The organism is Parabacteroides goldsteinii (genome assembly GCF_020091425.1).
Lineage (GTDB): Bacteria > Bacteroidota > Bacteroidia > Bacteroidales > Tannerellaceae > Parabacteroides > Parabacteroides goldsteinii.
The window spans coordinates 3010539-3025917 of the sequence record NZ_CP081906.1 but is presented as its reverse complement, the minus strand read 5'-3'; the positions used below and the strand labels follow the sequence as shown (position 1 = coordinate 3025917).

Annotated in this window: 15 protein-coding genes; 14 read left to right on the top strand and 1 reads right to left on the bottom strand. The window is 38.2% G+C overall.

Annotation, left to right across the window (positions count from 1 at the left end; genetic code table 11):
* Positions 1–12 precede the first annotated feature (12 nt).
* The 13 genes from K6V26_RS13525 (at position 13) to K6V26_RS13465 (ending at position 14385) form a co-directional block, all read left to right on the top strand.
* Positions 13–918 carry a hypothetical protein gene (locus K6V26_RS13525; RefSeq protein WP_224265603.1) on the top strand — a complete coding sequence of 302 codons (906 nt, stop codon included), beginning with the start codon at positions 13–15 and terminating at the stop codon, positions 916–918.
* A 1-nt stretch (position 919) separates the two neighbouring features.
* The gene (locus K6V26_RS13520) at positions 920–2059 is read left to right on the top strand and encodes a hypothetical protein (RefSeq protein ID WP_224265602.1); all 1140 of its coding nucleotides are present in this window, start codon (positions 920–922) and stop codon (positions 2057–2059) included.
* Positions 2060–2078: 19 nt separating this feature from the next.
* Positions 2079–2465 carry a hypothetical protein gene (locus K6V26_RS13515; protein WP_224265601.1) on the top strand — a complete coding sequence of 129 codons (387 nt, stop codon included), beginning with the start codon at positions 2079–2081 and terminating at the stop codon, positions 2463–2465.
* Positions 2466–2472: 7 nt separating this feature from the next.
* A complete protein-coding gene (locus K6V26_RS13510; RefSeq protein WP_224265600.1) occupies positions 2473–5514 on the top strand; it encodes a tubulin-like doman-containing protein in 3042 nt (1013 codons plus the stop codon).
* 11 nt (positions 5515–5525) lie between these two features.
* The gene (locus K6V26_RS13505; protein ID WP_224265599.1) at positions 5526–6332 is read left to right on the top strand and encodes a trypsin-like serine peptidase; all 807 of its coding nucleotides are present in this window, start codon (positions 5526–5528) and stop codon (positions 6330–6332) included.
* Positions 6333–6739: 407 nt separating this feature from the next.
* Positions 6740–8002 (top strand): M48 family metallopeptidase, encoded by a 1263-nt coding sequence (locus K6V26_RS13500; RefSeq protein WP_224265598.1) that lies wholly within the window; start codon positions 6740–6742, stop codon positions 8000–8002.
* A gap of 83 nt (positions 8003–8085) precedes the next feature.
* Complete coding sequence (locus K6V26_RS13495) at positions 8086–8664, top strand: hypothetical protein (protein ID WP_224265597.1); 579 nt, start codon at positions 8086–8088, stop codon at positions 8662–8664.
* 59 nt (positions 8665–8723) lie between these two features.
* Positions 8724–9020 (top strand): tetratricopeptide repeat protein, encoded by a 297-nt coding sequence (locus tag K6V26_RS13490; RefSeq protein ID WP_262905171.1) that lies wholly within the window; start codon positions 8724–8726, stop codon positions 9018–9020.
* Positions 8993–9280 carry a tetratricopeptide repeat protein gene (locus tag K6V26_RS13485; RefSeq protein ID WP_394373151.1) on the top strand — a complete coding sequence of 96 codons (288 nt, stop codon included), beginning with the start codon at positions 8993–8995 and terminating at the stop codon, positions 9278–9280. Before K6V26_RS13490 ends, K6V26_RS13485 begins: the two co-directional genes overlap by 28 nt.
* A gap of 252 nt (positions 9281–9532) precedes the next feature.
* A complete protein-coding gene (locus K6V26_RS13480; protein WP_224265596.1) occupies positions 9533–10078 on the top strand; it encodes a hypothetical protein in 546 nt (181 codons plus the stop codon).
* Complete coding sequence (locus K6V26_RS13475) at positions 10071–11015, top strand: hypothetical protein (RefSeq protein ID WP_224265595.1); 945 nt, start codon at positions 10071–10073, stop codon at positions 11013–11015. The genes K6V26_RS13480 and K6V26_RS13475 overlap by 8 nt, the downstream gene beginning before the upstream one ends.
* 698 nt (positions 11016–11713) lie before the next feature.
* Positions 11714–12331: an HU family DNA-binding protein gene (locus K6V26_RS13470; RefSeq protein WP_224265594.1), complete on the top strand. Its 618-nt coding sequence runs from the start codon at positions 11714–11716 to the stop codon at positions 12329–12331.
* Positions 12328–14385, top strand: a complete 2058-nt coding sequence (locus K6V26_RS13465; RefSeq protein WP_224265593.1) for a BT4734/BF3469 family protein — start codon at positions 12328–12330, stop codon at positions 14383–14385. Before K6V26_RS13470 ends, K6V26_RS13465 begins: the two co-directional genes overlap by 4 nt.
* Before the next feature lie 148 nt (positions 14386–14533).
* Here K6V26_RS13465 and K6V26_RS13460 read toward each other — a convergent pair whose 3' ends face one another.
* Positions 14534–15025 carry an NUDIX hydrolase gene (locus K6V26_RS13460; RefSeq protein ID WP_046147495.1) on the bottom strand — a complete coding sequence of 164 codons (492 nt, stop codon included), beginning with the start codon at positions 15023–15025 and terminating at the stop codon, positions 14534–14536.
* 79 nt (positions 15026–15104) lie between these two features.
* Between K6V26_RS13460 and K6V26_RS13455 the strand changes: the two genes are divergently transcribed.
* The gene (locus K6V26_RS13455) at positions 15105–15287 is read left to right on the top strand and encodes a hypothetical protein (protein WP_224265592.1); all 183 of its coding nucleotides are present in this window, start codon (positions 15105–15107) and stop codon (positions 15285–15287) included.
* Positions 15288–15379: the final 92 nt, after the last annotated feature.

Below are 15379 nucleotides of genomic sequence, written 5' to 3'. Positions count from 1 at the left end.
GGCTTCTACATAATGAAAATGAAGAATATTTATGCTGTTTTGACTAATTCTGTAGAAGAGCAAAAATGGTCTGGACTCTCGGTTGTAAATGATGATAAGTTGAAAAAGCTTAATATAAAATGTAAAGAACTCCAACAATCACTTAATGTCGTAAATAAAGAAATGGAGCAATATAAGGTTTCTGTTGAAACGAAATATAATGCACTTTTTATAGAAAAATGGAAAGTTGATAAGTGCTTGCTTACAGCAAATGAAAGCCTTCAAAATTATGAGAATATGTGCTCTGGTTTATTCCCTATTGATACATTAGAAGTTTCTATGCCGTTTTGCGAAGAGTTTAAATATCTTGATATGATAATTCGCGAAGCTTATGAGAAATTGCAATATTTCCTTTCTCAAAATTTTGATTCTTGTTCGGTAGAAACGATTTCTGCAATCTCTGATTATGAAATTGACCGAAATGAGCGATCTTGTATATATCAAGAGATTCTGTCATGGTATTTGTTGGCAAAGAACATTTCTGCAATATCTAAAAATCTGGCATTCGATATTTTAGGTAAAATGAATAATGAGCAACGACTTTTGTTTTTAAGAAAACATTCGTTTGAGAAATATTTTCGACCACAAATATCTTCACTTTTGATGCTACTTGAATTTGTAAGATATAATAATCGGAGTAAAAGAGTTGAGGCTATTATTGAAGAATGTTTACTCTCTTTGGAAGCACAGAATATTAGAGTTGAGTATATAGCGATAGGTAGCATATTAGAGGAGTCGCGGTTTGGGGCATTTGAAATAGAACCATCTTCCAGCGAAGAAACAGAAAAAGATACTGTACTTAAAATAAAAAAATTTGGAGTGATAAGTAAGTCCTTTGATTGTAGTAATGATAAAACGATTGTGGAACTGAATATGTAATATGATGAAAAAGAATAAATTAATCAGAGTGTTTTGGATGTGTATAGTTTTGTGTTTACCATCCATACTTAAAGCGCAGAGCATTAAAGATGCTTTTGTGTTAGTAGATGTATCTGGTTCAATGAATAATCCAACAGTTAATAATGAAGCTCAAAAAATTATTTACGAATTATTATCTGGTTCATTTAGATTGTCAGAATGGGATGGGTGGACAAAACCTGTCGATAACAAGTGCGAATTGTTTAATGCAGTGTCTTCTGTTTTAAAAAATGGTGGTCAACTTTGTGTGATGCCCTTTGGGGATATGAGTAGGGTAAGAGAATATAAAATGGTGGATATATCATCTTTGGAATCTTCTTATAACACTGTATTTCCGCAGGTCTTTAGAGATCAAAATACTTTCCTTACACTTGCAAAAGCTTATTCTGTACAAGTGGCAAGTGAGAAAAAAATTGATAATCTTGTGTACATGATTGTATACTCTGATGGTATGGGAGATTCTCAAAATACGAATAAATATCCTGATGAATTACAACAGATATGGGATAATTATGGAACAGCAAGCCTATCTTTCTCAAAGAAGCTGGGTGTACTGAGAAAATCTACACCGAATCGTAATTTTGATATAGAGGTGTGGACACTTGGACCGATAGGTACGATTATTTCGGATGATCCGCCACCTCCTCCTCCAGTTCCTTTGAGAATAATATCTCCTAAAGAAGGGAAATCTCCAAAGCAAATGTGTGAGATAGATAAAGGAGATGAGCTAAAATTATCTTGGAGTGGTCAGACTGGAAAAGTTAATGTGAATATTCGTAAGAAAAAAGGGAAAGCATTTGTAAATATACCTTCTACCCAACAAACTGAATATTATGTAAAATCTCAAAGTGGGAATTCTGTTCAAATAACTTTTGTTGAGAATGGTGATTATGAGATAATAGTCGGTGATTTAAAAGGAAATGATAAACGTTATGTTAATGTGTCAGGAATTCCAGTTCCTATGGTATACCTGACTTTAATTGTTGTGATAGGTCTTGTTGGATTCTATATTTGGCAGAGTTTCTTTAAAAAGCCTTTTCCTCCAGTTCCGGATGGTGGAGGTCATCGGAATAATAGTAGAGATGATAGTGATAATTGGTAACATTAAATAAATAAAACGTATGGATTTTTTCTTTCATGAATTAACATGGGATAGTTTTGTTGTCTGGGTACTTATTGGCTGGGCAATAATCATTCCGGTCTTTCTATGGAGTGTGAGGTATGCTTATAAATCTGGTAGAAAAACACAGATGAAGCATCGTGGACTCCTTATTGATCTTTGTCGGGATATTTTCTTAAGAATTGGCGGTTTCGAGTATCTGCTTGTTGCTGTTATTTTAGTATCGATCTATTTGGGCTTTTGGGCTTATTACACATCACCTTCTACGGCCAATTGGGCCAATTGGGAAACTTATATTGTGGCTCTTCCACAAATAGTATTGTTGTTTGTAATTATTATCTTGTTCTTCATTCGTTGGACAAAATTTCGAAAACCATATTTAAAATAAATATAAAATGACAAGACCTACAATATTAATAGGAATAGGTTCTGGCGGTCTTCGTTCTATAGAGGCTGCATGGAAACTTAGCTTAGAAGCGCCTGCTGATTCACGACCGCTGATTGAATATATCTATTTGGAAACAGACAAATCGAATCAGCCTGCTTCTCCTAAGATCGTAATGTCTCCACTGACAATTGATGATATAAAGGCATCGAAACAAGCAGTGGAGCAAGATTATTCTTGTACAACATCCTGGCTTAATGGACAAGTATTTCCAGACAACGTATTTAGTGGTGCAGGTGGTTCGCCAATTGTTGGTCGTATGACAATTTGGGATAAAGCAAACAGGCAAAAATTTGTAACCAATCTGCAAGCTGCGTTACAAAATCTTAGACGAACATCTTTAGAAACTCCACTTGTATATGTCGTTTGTTCATTTGGTGGTGGTACAGGTTCTGGCATATTCTTGGATATGGCATATCTTATAAGAGAAACTTTGTCTAATCAAGTGGAACTTCAGGGGTTGTTTATGATTCCAAATAAAGGGTTACCAGATAGGATTATCTATAGTAATACAATTTGTTGTATAAAAGAACTTGATTATTATAATGATGACACGCACGGCTTTCCGTTCCAATGGGATGCAAATCCTCCAAAAGGGTACGAGCCAGAAAACTCACCTTATGATTTGGTTCAAGTAATATCGGCAGCATATGATCAGTCTTTATCACCAGTTACTTATTCTCAACTTCACGAGGAGGCAGGTATCTTTTTATATTTGAATGCGTTGGGTATGTATGATATTCGCAGAAAATCATTAGTGGATGCTTCTGGTAATGTGATTATTTCTAAATATACAACATTTGGCCTCTCTGCGATTCATTATCCAGAAACTGATATTAAACAGATAGTAGCTAATAGTTTCTCTGCTGAAATGTTGGGGCATATTATTGATGAAGCACACTATTATGATAAAGAATATCAGGAGTTTCGTGATATCCCGGCAGCAACTGTTAAAATTAGGAATCGTGTAAGACAACAATTTGATAGGCAATTTGTTGAAATATTGCATACCTGGTGCGATCAAATTAAAGTCGTTGATTCGGGAGAGGCTTTAACTATCGATCTTCACATGAAGAATATTGCTAAAACATTGGCATCTGGAAATTATTCTTATGATGAAAAGCGTAAGATGCTGTTTAATTATTTCAGAGTTGGTGGTGATTATTATCAACAATTGAAGAATCTTTGTGACGCGAATGCTTCTGATCAAGTAATCCTTTTAATTATTGATATGCTACAAAAGTGTTTGGCAGACTATCAAAACTTAAATATTGCAATAACAGAATTAGATGCCATAGAGGAATCGTTATCTGGAATCCTGAATTTCTGGAATGCGAATGGTTATACATCAAAGCCTCAGGAGTGGGAGAAAAATTTAAAAGAATATATTGTGAAAGATGTGTTACCGATGCCCTTTACATTTAAAATTCTATCGGAAAAAGAGAATGTTTACTATGACCGTGTTAAATTTATACTACTCTATGGATTGGCTATGCACGTGTTTTCAGAAAAACTAACCAATATATTGGGAGGGATAAGAGGAAATAATAATACAAATAATGTTCCTATTGTTATTAAGACTACTACGCAAAAATTAATGCCGACAAAACGTAAGATAGAGGAATTTAAAGATATCATTACTCATGTGATTGATGGTCATAATCCGAAGTTTATATCATGTATGCAGGTTAAGGCCTCTCTTAAAACAAAGTTGGCTAAGAACAACGGAAACATTGAATATATTTATCCTAAAGGTTCTTTGGACGAAACTCTTAGCTCTGTGATCGGAAACTATCGCATAGTGTATGGGCAAGAACGTTTTATCAAAGACATAATAGGAAATGATGATCTTTATACATTTTTGTACTCTATTGCATCCAATAATAATATTGGCGATGTAAAATCGGAACGTGATTTGTATGAGAAAATTGTACCTGTTTATGTGTCGCAAATAGAAACAGGTCAATTCTCGGTTTCAGAAGCTGTAACTGGTGGAGAGTATGACGATAAGATTAGGCTTGTTGAAGGAAAGGCTATGATTTCGCATTTACCCATAAACCCTTCCGGAAGAAATGCTACTTTTATGGAACATAAGAATATTCCTCATATACTTGCTGGTTATGATGGACCAGCAGGAACTGTAATTTCTACAATAAATGATAAATTGTCTACAGATTTACACATTACAGATTTTATGATTGCGGATCCTGACAGGAATAAGTTTAGTCATGATGGTTTGAATAATTGGCTCGTATTCTATAAAGAATTTGGGCACATGAGTGATGGAAGACCATTTAGTCTTATTGATGATCTGAGAGACTTTAATGATTTTGCGAGTTGTTATAATGCAGAGTTACATGGCGTAGGGACTAATGCAGAAGTTTTCCATGCAAAGCGTATGCCCTATATTTCTTATAATGAATGTCATGAGCAATCGGAAAAATATATCAATGTTGCAATATCTCAAGCTAGAGGGTTAGAATTTGAATCTGCAAAACAGAGTTATCAGCATGCGGCGTATTGGAATATGGCAAATCCGACACCAGTGAATGAAGCTGCTCAATTAACGACATCCCTTAAGAATGAGAGTTCTCAAGAACAATTTGATCGTTATTTCAGCATTGCAGACCGTTATATGGCAGCTCATAATTATCCAAAGGCTCGTGAATATTATAGGAGAGCACTGAATATAGAACCCAATGATGCCAATGCTTTAGGCAAAATCAGAGAATTGGATAGCATAAGTAGGCAGATAAATGTTTTGGTAAATAGAGGTGATCAGAAGTGCACAAACCCCGATAATGGTGCAAATGTTTTATATGAGAAATATATAATAGGAGGAGATCTTCTGCTGAAAACAAACTGTATAGCAGTTTACAATGAAGTTCTTGCATCTTATAAAGAAGCTCAAGAATTGTCTAAGCATGATAAAAATATACAGCAAAAGATTCTCAATGTTGAGAGAAGAATTAAAAGTTTGATAAATAATTAAAAAAGTTGAGTATGTTATTATTAGATATGACTCCCTCTGGTAATGAGTTTCAGCGCAAAATGTTACTTGACCACTCCAGTAAAATAAGAAATATATTTATATTGTTATTACTGTTGGTCCCTATTGCGCTTTGGGTTGGTAACTATTTGAGTTGTAATGGGAAGAGTGGTGATCCAAATGGATATTTACAAAATGTTGCTATGATTATTGTAAATGGAGGAGATACGAATCCACAAGGAACAGCATTCTTAGTTTCCGATCAGAGCGGTCAAACTCAGGGATATATGTTTACTGCCCGTCACGTAATTGATGCAACTGTAGATAAGAATGTTTGTCTGATGTTTCCATTTATCAAAGATGATAAAGATGAGCCTTTAATTACAACTGCTACAATTGTATGGACTACTAATATTACATTTGATGGTAATGATGTTAATACATTGAGATATGATGTAGCTTTGTTAAAATTGGACGATCTCTCGGTTCTCCCACCTGAGGTTTCTGGGTTCATGGTCGGTACTGATCCTGCGTTGAAGGAAAATGTATCAATTTATGGTTTCCCTAATAGTGAAGGTTATGCGGTGGATGGACAAATATCAAATACAGAATTCAAAGGGACTTCAGATTTGATAACATTAAGTTTTCAGATTGATCATGGGTTAAGTGGTGCTCCTATCTATAATGAAGAAACAGGAGAAGCACTAGGTATAGCTATTGCAAGTGCTACGGATACAGATATTCAAAACATTGCAATCACATTGAAGCGTGCTCTTGACTTGATGGAACAAGATGGTGTCAAAAAGTTACTGAGCGAATAGAATGTATTGTAATAATTGAAAATTTGTAACGATAAGTTTACCCCATATTGTAAGAAAGCTTGCAATGTGGGGTAATCTTTATAAATTCCGTGCGTACGATTAGGATATTGTACAGATAGTAAGTGTATAAATCTTTGTTTTTCTGTTTTATTATGACACCTCAATCCAATCTTCTTCTTCGTACTCTTCTCCTCTTCGGTATCCTCTACCTCTCATTTATTCTGATAGGAGGAGCGATAATAGGAGGGTGCTATTGGTTGTTGATGTCATATTGGACAACCGGGAATAAATATGAGATTCCGACAATTGCGATCGTAATTTTTTTTATAGGGGCGATACTGTTGATTGTAAAAATAGTTGAGTCTTTATATGCTGTTTAACGTATTAAGCGGTCGGGGTTAAGGGAGGTGACAAGGGAGGAAGAACCGGCTTTGTTTTCTCTTATTAATGAAGTGGCGAGAGCGGTTCAGGTAACAGCTCCGAAACGGGTTTATTTGTCATCGTCTGTTTCTGCGTCTGTTTTCTTTGATGCAGGTTTCTGGAATGCCTTTTTTCCGGCGAGGAAAAAACTGGAGATTGGGATTGGGCTGATAAATGTATTGAACAAGGAGGAACTGCGGGCTGTACTGGCACACGAATTCGGACATTTTTCTCAGAAAACAACGGCATTAGGCGGACCGGTATATGTGATCGGGCAAAGTGTTCAGTATCTGGTTACCCATGTAGAAGTGAAAAAGACGACAACCATGGAGGATCAATATTATACTTTGCTGATCATTTTTAGACTGTTGGTTGAATTATTGTTTTCAAAACTGTCCCGGGAATATGCCTTGTTGACGGAAGAGTTGGAATGTGAGGCAGACCATATTGCAGTTCAGGTAGTAGATAAGAAGGCCTTGATTTCTGCATTGCTGAAAGTAACGTTTGCTGCAGAGTGGTTTGACCGGACAGTGAAAAGTATGGAGATTTTGGCTCGGTATGAAAAAGGATTTAATGATCTTTATGAAAGCCTGCATTGCATGATTTCGGCTTTTTTGCAAGCGAAAGGGATAGGATGGGATAACGGTTTTATCGAAAATTCATTACCGGAATGTTCTTTATCCTCTTTATCGAAAAAAAGGATCGAAAAGCTGCAAAGTATTCCGGAGTGTCCGGAAAATGTGACTGGTGAAATGGTTTTATCGCAAACCTTATTGAGCAATTATGCCGGACTTTGTTTAACCTTTACGCGGATGATTTATAAGACCAGGCTGCGCTTGAATCCGGACTATTTACTAGCTATTGGATTTTCTCTTTATCAGCAGTGGATGTTGAAATATATTCAGACTTTTGAAGAGAGGGCGGTTGTCAGTGATCAATTGCAGGATGTAGAGGTCGTTATGAAAGATCATCTTCATTCTTATCCGTGGGTCGACTGGTATTTTGATGTATACTGGAACGATAAAAAGATAGGGAAAGGATATTACAAGAAAGGTTTTTCTTTTAAAGTAAAGGCCCCTTTGGGCGAACATCAGTTGGAAACCAAGGGCGTCTATCTGAAAAAAGTATCTTTTCCGGTTGATCTGCTTCTCCCGAGAAAGTATAAAATGCATATAGATTATAAGCTTCATTTTTGGAAAGCTGAATATGGATTCTTTGTGAGGAATGTAGAATTTTTATGTAACGTTTAAGATAAATCGGCTACTTATAAATGTAAGGTGTTTGAGAATACCTTTTAAGTAGTAGCATGTTTAATAACTAAAAATGAATGGATATGAAATGGAGATGTTTATACGTAATTGCAGCATTGTTTGCTTGTTTCAGCGGATATGCACAGATAAAAGGAGGTTTTTACACCGGCTCCTTTCAAGGACAGGCGTGTATTTATTTTCAAGGAACTAATGTTTCGGGTAATAGCCTTTACAATTTGAAAGTATATTGTGTCAATGAGATATTGAAGCAGCAACAGGAATATACTCTCGAATCGCTGGATAATAACGGATCTTTTGAGTTGGGACCGGCTAATAACTGGATGTGGCAACCCGGAGAGAAACTGTATGTCGTATATAGTAACGGACAATCGGTTTATTGGGAATATGCAGCTAATCCGAATATTGCTGTGCCCGATTATATACCGGATCAGAGAGATTATTCAAATAAAGCGGCTATCAGAGCACGAATTTCGGAGTTGGAATACAAACTGAAAGATGCGGAACGTAGTTTGCGTAGTTACGAAAGAAGTAATGAAAAAAATCCGTCGGCTACTGGCATGATGTTGATTATGGAACAACAAAAATTAATTCGGACTTATCGGGATCAGATTACATCTTTAACAGCTGATTTGTATAGATAGGATCATGTATAAAGAATACAAGTTATGAAATAATGATTATAAACAAAATTTATCAAGATATGAAATACTTTATTATTACAGTTTTAGCTATTTGTTTTTTAGGTGCATTTAATGTATCGGCTCAATCTGAAAAGCTTATAAAAGCGGCAGAAGAAGGAGATGCTGATTCTCAGTATGAATTGGGACTTTTTTATATTGAGAAAGGTTCGAATACTTATAATCCTACTTTATCTATTGAATGGTTGACAAAATCTGCCAGTCAAGGATATATGAATGCTCAATATCAGTTAGGGTATATGTATTTTGTTGATGGAAAGGAGGCAGAGGACTGGAGCAGAATTATGAAACAGCTGTAGAATATCTCCAGAAGTCATCAAGGCAAGGATATCTGGATGCCAAAGTATTGTTAGGAGTTTGCTTGTTAAATGGTACAGGTTTTGACAAGGATGAAGAACAAGCTTTTATCTTGTTTAATGCAGCGGCTCAGAAAGGAAATATACCAGGAATGCAAAATCTGGTAAAATGCTATAGAGAAGGTCTTGGCGTAGAAAGAAATGAAACGAAAGCCAAGGAATTGGAGAGAGAGATTGATTCTGTAAATAACAAACGAAGATGAAAAAGTCTTTCGATTTCGGACGGCATAGTTAACACATCTTTGTTAGCCGATAAATCCACTGCTGAATCGGAGATGGGATATTGGTTTAAATCTAAGTCCTCGGTGAACTCCGTTTTTTGTTAGTCAGTGCATCTCAATTTAATTTAATAATTTTAGCAAGTGGATTTATCAGAGAGTAACAAATGATATGCAGGAGCCTATATGATATGCTAAAATATAAAAATTCACCTGATTAATAACGGATAATAACACATGAAAACAACAAACGATAAATTAGAACAGCTGAAACAGGCTATCACAGAAGTAGATAAGAACCTTGTGTTAAAGAAGTATTGGGGACCTGAAGCTCATTGTTATGGGAACCATTATGAATTTCCGAAGGAAATGACTTGGGAGGATATTTATCCGATACTGTCATGGATGTGTGTGGCATCTCACTCCATTTATCTCAAGATAGACAAAGAGTCTTTTGCTGATTATTCCTGGGAACAAAAAGAGGCAAAGATCCGAGATGTGGAGAAGCGTTATGGAGAGAAAGCTTTTGATATGGTATTGGAACTTGATGAAGAATATTTTTCATATCAGGCTTTTGTGCAACAGGTTTTATATGATGGTTTCGTGCAGGTAAAGGCTCAATATATCTCTCCGGATAGAATTATTTTAAGAAAAGTGACTCATATAGGAGGGCAGGGCGATGAAGACGGATTCGGGGTGGAACCCGATTTTTGGGCATCAGCTGTATTGGACGGCAAAGGTTGTTTTGTGCAACCTTTTACTCCTGGATATATTTTTGAATAAAGCATTTGATAAATCTGAATACATTATAATCGAAATAGATATTATGAAAATATCAAACTATAATATAATGGGATTACTTGTCGTACTTACTTTGATATCGTGTTTCAATAAAAATAAAAGAGCGAAAGATATAACAGCTATCCCAGGTGTATATACCGTTGACGAACCCGTTGACTTGATTGCCTATTTTGATTCATTGCAACAAAACTGCGGGGCTGAAATATGGTTACATAGTCCTGAAGATGAAAAAGAGCAGGTTCGTCAAAGTATTAGGGAATTAGACAGATACGCTTTAGGTAAAAGAAAATTCTATCCTGCAGAAGACGTTAAGAAGGCATTAAGCCTAATGGCTTTCGAACAAGGATATTATTATAGCCATGGCCCAGATGATGATGAAGACTCTAACTCTGGCGAAGTATTCTTTTTCCGTTATTTGGAACAGGCAGCCCGATTTTGTCCGGAAATTTCTTTGTTAGCAGATTTTAAGTCTGCCGATGATTGTGTCGGAGTAATGTATCATTCGGAATGGTCAGCGAATAACCCACTTTATTCCTTTCTGATTTACCGACAGATGAAAGGCTGTGAGGTTCAGATGATCGGATCGAAAGGAAATACTAATATTGAGAAACTTTTTCAACTGAAAGATGAAAAGGGGCAAACATACTATCTGTGCTCAAACGACTTCCAGTCTTTATGTTTTTGCCAATATTTGTATTGCATGGATGCTGATGGGATGACGTTGATCTGTAGTACGGATGATGACGATTATCATCCGGATTGGAGTGCCGATACTTCTGATTATGAGATTGTTTTTAATCCTCAGAATGTTTGTTGGAACTATTGCTATAAAAAAGGAGATTATTATCATAAAATAGAAGGAACAAAAACACTGTATCTGAAGTTGGATGGAGAAAACTCTGCTTTCTATGCAGAATGAAATAGTTCTAGAATATTTAAAAGATGGAACGAAGAAAATAATTTATCATGGAATAATCATACAATCAACATATCCAACAGCAAGTAGCAACTCTTTTCCAAGCCATGGAGCAGTGTGTAACGTCGGAAGATACTCCCTACCATTGAGGATATAGAGGAACGTTTCGGAGAGGATGTCGCTTTCCTGGTCCGTGTTGTTACCAAGCAGAAAAAAGAGCATTATGAGATGTCCAAGGAGTTGAAGAATTACAGGATGTGATGATTCATGTCAATAAAAGATTAACCATATGTAATTGGTGCTTAAACCGTTCACCGTTCACCTATATTTATTTAATATATTGATTTATTTATATTTAAGTTGATAATTTTCAGGTGAACGGTTTCCATAAAAGGTGAATGGTTGCCACAAACCCTTCACCTTTTATCTATCATCCCCGCTTGCCCTTAAAATAATTATCACTTTTCCTCTTATTTATTAGCATTAAACCAATAATAAACTATACCTTTAGTCATGACTTATAAACCAAAGGGTGACCGTCGGTAAGCTTTGCGACCTACGTCGTTAAGCTTATTGACGGTGCTGGGTAAGCATGCCGACCTTGGTCGTTAAGTGAATGGGTGATAAGGTTTGCCTTAAATAGTATAAACTTACCCCTTACTATATAATAGGGTAAGGGATAGAAAAACACAATATTGTATATGCCGGCTAAGTATCTGTTTTATAAAAATCCCCATTCTCCTGGACAGAAAGAAGAGGAGGAAGGTGTACTGCATGCCCGAATCGTGGAAGGGCAAGTGCTGCGTTTTGAAAAGTTGTGCGAGCGGATTGCCGATCGCAGTAGTTTTAATGAAGGAGAGGTGAAAGGGATGATGTCTCTTTTTAAAGAAGAACTGGTTCGCTCCCTGAAAGATGGCGATCCGGTGGAGATTGAGGGGATTGGCCTGTTTTATCCTACGGCGAAATGTCCGCCTATACGCAACCCGAAGGAAATCAGGGCGGAAAGTATACATTTTTCCAAAGTCGCTTTCCGGGCCTGTAAGGAGTTGAAGAGAGAAATGAGTTCCATGCATTTTGAAAGAGCTACGGATTACAGAAAACCGGATGCCTATACACCGGAGCAGCGGCAGGAACGGATTTTGCGTTATCTGTCGAGGCATGGGGAGATCAGCAGTTCCGATTGTATGGGAGTAAACGTCTGTTCGCGTTACCTGGCACAAGGCGATTTGAAACAGTTGCGGGAGCAAGGACGGATTGTCCGTTTGGGTGGACCTAAAAATGCTGTTTATGTCTTGCCGAAGAAGGAGGGGACGGAATGAAAGTGACGTGGGTAAAAGGAAATCTGAGTTCAGGAAAACCGGTGGAATTGGATACTGTCGTGGAATATATGAAGGATGCGGCGAAGGCAAAGCCGGTGAAGAATATGCGCGAAATGATTCCCTATTGTTCGCCGGGAAGTCGTGCGGCTGATGCGGAGAAGGTGCCGGTCATACTCTTTGCTTCCGGTTATAAGGAGCAGGAATGGAAATGTTATAACGGTTTGGTCTTGTTGGAATTTGACCGTTTGGCAAATATTTCGGAAGCCAGAAGGCTGCGCGATGAGGTGGTAATGTATAATCAGCCTCTGCTGGCTTTTGTCGGTTCGAGCGGACTGAGTGTGAAAGTGGTGGTACGTTATACGTTGCCGGATGGTTCGCTTCCGGTTGACCGGGAGATGGCGGCTTGTTTCCATGCACATGCTTATCGCAGGGCGATGTTGCATTATCAGGCACAGTTGCAATGGGAGGCGGAGTATAAGGAACCGTCGCTCGACAGGGGATGCCGCATCTCGTATGATCCGGAATGCTTTTATAATCCGGACTCGTTGCCGGTCAGGATGGAGCAGCCGTTGGCAATGCCTGAAGAACCGGGGTATGTGGAGAAGATAAAGCAGTCGGACGACCCTTTGGAACGTATCCTGCCGGGTACGGAACAACGTAAAAAGATTGAAATGCTTTTTGAGACTTGCCTGAATCAGGTGTATCGTGAGCAGGGATCGGATTGGGAAGAAAAAGAACCGAAAAACTTTATAGCTGCCGTAAGTATGCTTTGTTTTGATTCGGGCGTTCCGGAGGAAGATGTGGTTCATTGGCTGTATTTTCGGATGTGGAATTTACGTGACCTGAATTTGTTGCGGCAGACGGTGCATAATGTATATCTTTCCCGTAAAGCGTTTGGGAAGAAGCCTTGTTTGCCGTCGTCTATGAATCTGCTGGCGCGTATGGAGGAGTTTTTGAAGCGGCGGTATGAGTTTCGGAAGAATGAGATTATCGGTGAGGTGGAATATCGGGAAAGGCACTCTTTTTGTTTCCGTTTCCGGCCGGTGACTGCCGAGGTGTTGAACGGTATCTGTCTGAATGCCATGGAGGAAGGGCTTGATATATGGGATAAGGATGTGCGGCGGTATATCTATTCGCCCAGGGTACCGAGCTATAATCCGTTGGAAATGTTTTTATATAATTTGCCGGCATGGGATGGGAGAGACCGGATACGTGCATTGGCGGATACAGTTCCGACAAAAGATGGGGAATGGAGGAACCGTTTTTATATATGGTTTATCAGTATGGTAGCTCATTGGCAGAAGACCGACCGGTTGTATGCGAATAATCTTGTTCCCGTTTTAGTGGGCGGACAGGGGATTTCAAAGTCGACTTTTTTCCGTTTACTTCTTCCGCCTGTATTGAGGGATTATCATGCGGAAAGCATCAATCTGGAGAATAAGAACGAGGCGGAACTGCTGATGGCTCAGAATGTGTTGATAACGATTGACGAATTCGACCGGTTGAGCAAGAAATATCAGGCGGATTTGAAATATCTGATTCAGAAACCGGAAGTGAAGGTGCGGCGTCCGCATCAGAAGACGTTCCAACAGATGAGGCGGTTGGCTTCGTTTGCGGCTACGGCTAACCCGATGGAGCTGTTGACGGATCCGACAGGGAGCCGGCGTTATGTTTGTGTTCAGGTGACAGGTATTATCGATGTTTCTGTTCCGATAGAATATGAACAGTTGTATGCACAGGCGCTTCATGCGATCCGTTCGGGTGAACGTTACTGGTTGAACAGCGAAGAGGAACGGGCGTTGACACAGAGTAATTCAGGATTTCAGGATGAACCGTTGGAGATGCAGTATCTGTTTTCCTATTTTCGTTTGCCGGAAGAGGGGGAGAAGGAAGAGCGGTTTACTTCGGTGGAGCTATTGGATATCATATCGGAGCGTTCCAAACGAAAATTCAGCAATACTTCTGCCTGCCGTTTCGGAAAGATGTTGAATGCTTCGGGTATTCGGAAGATACATACGAAGACGGGGAATTATTATTGTTTGATGAGGAAATGATAATGATTGAAGGTGAATGGTTTGTGTATATCCGTTCACCTTTTTGTATAATCATTCACCTGGTTAATGAATAGGTTATGTGTTGTTATATTGTGTTTTAGCTATTGCAAGGTGAATGGTGAACGGTTTTACTGCTGATTCTGACATGTTATAGAAACAACCTCTTAAACTCCTGTTCAAAATTAGGAGTAAACACATTTTGCCCCAGGTTCGACTTGATTTCTTCGAGCGACCAGAAACGTCCGCCGTCCAGTTCCTCGGTGTCCGGTTTGATTTCTCCGTTGTAAATTGTGCGGAATGTATTGACTAGCTCTTTTTCAATAGCTGATTCAAAGACGTAACGGGTGATGAATTGGGGGGTGAATGCTGTAATGCCTAACTCCTCACGGACTTCCCGGCGGAGAGCTTCTTCGACCGTTTCCCCATAATCGATATGTCCGCCGACAGCCGTATCCCATTTACCGGGTTGGATATCTTTGGTCATGGAACGTTTTTGCAGATATAGTTCTCCGGCATCGTTAAAGATATGCAGATGGATGACCGGATGCAGTTGTTTGCTTCCGCTATGACATTCTTTTCGGGTCGCTTTACCTATTGTTTCTCCCATTTCGTTGACTAAAGGGAACCATTCTTCTTTCATAAGTCGATAATTTGCGGACAAATATAGTAAATGTTTGAAGATAAACTTTATCTTTGTAAATCATTATAAACCTGAAGATATGAAAAAAGAAGAGTTACAATCTGAAGAGCATTCAAAGTCAGTATTAAATGAGCCTGTGGCTCAATATTATTCCCGTATCAATGTACCGAAACGTATTTATGACGATATACGTGTCAGCATTGAACAAGCTGATAACGGTTTTCTTATTCCTATGGAAGAAGTATTGGCTCGCTATAAATAATCATGGATATTTATTTTACCCCTCTCGCTCGGGAGCGTTTGGATGATATTGTTGAATATCTTGATATAACATGAGGGAAAGTTATCAAAAAG

What these genes read in the sequence shown, in the direction of transcription:
- K6V26_RS13470 (WP_224265594.1), top strand. Translation starts at nt 11,714, where the DNA reads ATGCCGGCTAAGTATCTGTTTTATAAAAATCCCCATTCTCCTGGACAG.
- K6V26_RS13455 (WP_224265592.1), top strand. Translation starts at nt 15,105, where the DNA reads ATGAAAAAAGAAGAGTTACAATCTGAAGAGCATTCAAAGTCAGTATTA.
- K6V26_RS13520 (WP_224265602.1), top strand. Translation starts at nt 920, where the DNA reads ATGATGAAAAAGAATAAATTAATCAGAGTGTTTTGGATGTGTATAGTT.
- K6V26_RS13515 (WP_224265601.1), top strand. Translation starts at nt 2,079, where the DNA reads ATGGATTTTTTCTTTCATGAATTAACATGGGATAGTTTTGTTGTCTGG.
- K6V26_RS13505 (WP_224265599.1), top strand. Translation starts at nt 5,526, where the DNA reads ATGTTATTATTAGATATGACTCCCTCTGGTAATGAGTTTCAGCGCAAA.
- K6V26_RS13460 (WP_046147495.1), bottom strand. Translation starts at nt 15,025, where the DNA reads ATGAAAGAAGAATGGTTCCCTTTAGTCAACGAAATGGGAGAAACAATA.
- K6V26_RS13495 (WP_224265597.1), top strand. Translation starts at nt 8,086, where the DNA reads ATGAAATGGAGATGTTTATACGTAATTGCAGCATTGTTTGCTTGTTTC.
- K6V26_RS13525 (WP_224265603.1), top strand. Translation starts at nt 13, where the DNA reads ATGAAAATGAAGAATATTTATGCTGTTTTGACTAATTCTGTAGAAGAG.
- K6V26_RS13465 (WP_224265593.1), top strand. Translation starts at nt 12,328, where the DNA reads ATGAAAGTGACGTGGGTAAAAGGAAATCTGAGTTCAGGAAAACCGGTG.
- K6V26_RS13480 (WP_224265596.1), top strand. Translation starts at nt 9,533, where the DNA reads ATGAAAACAACAAACGATAAATTAGAACAGCTGAAACAGGCTATCACA.
- K6V26_RS13510 (WP_224265600.1), top strand. Translation starts at nt 2,473, where the DNA reads ATGACAAGACCTACAATATTAATAGGAATAGGTTCTGGCGGTCTTCGT.
- K6V26_RS13490 (WP_262905171.1), top strand. Translation starts at nt 8,724, where the DNA reads ATGAAATACTTTATTATTACAGTTTTAGCTATTTGTTTTTTAGGTGCA.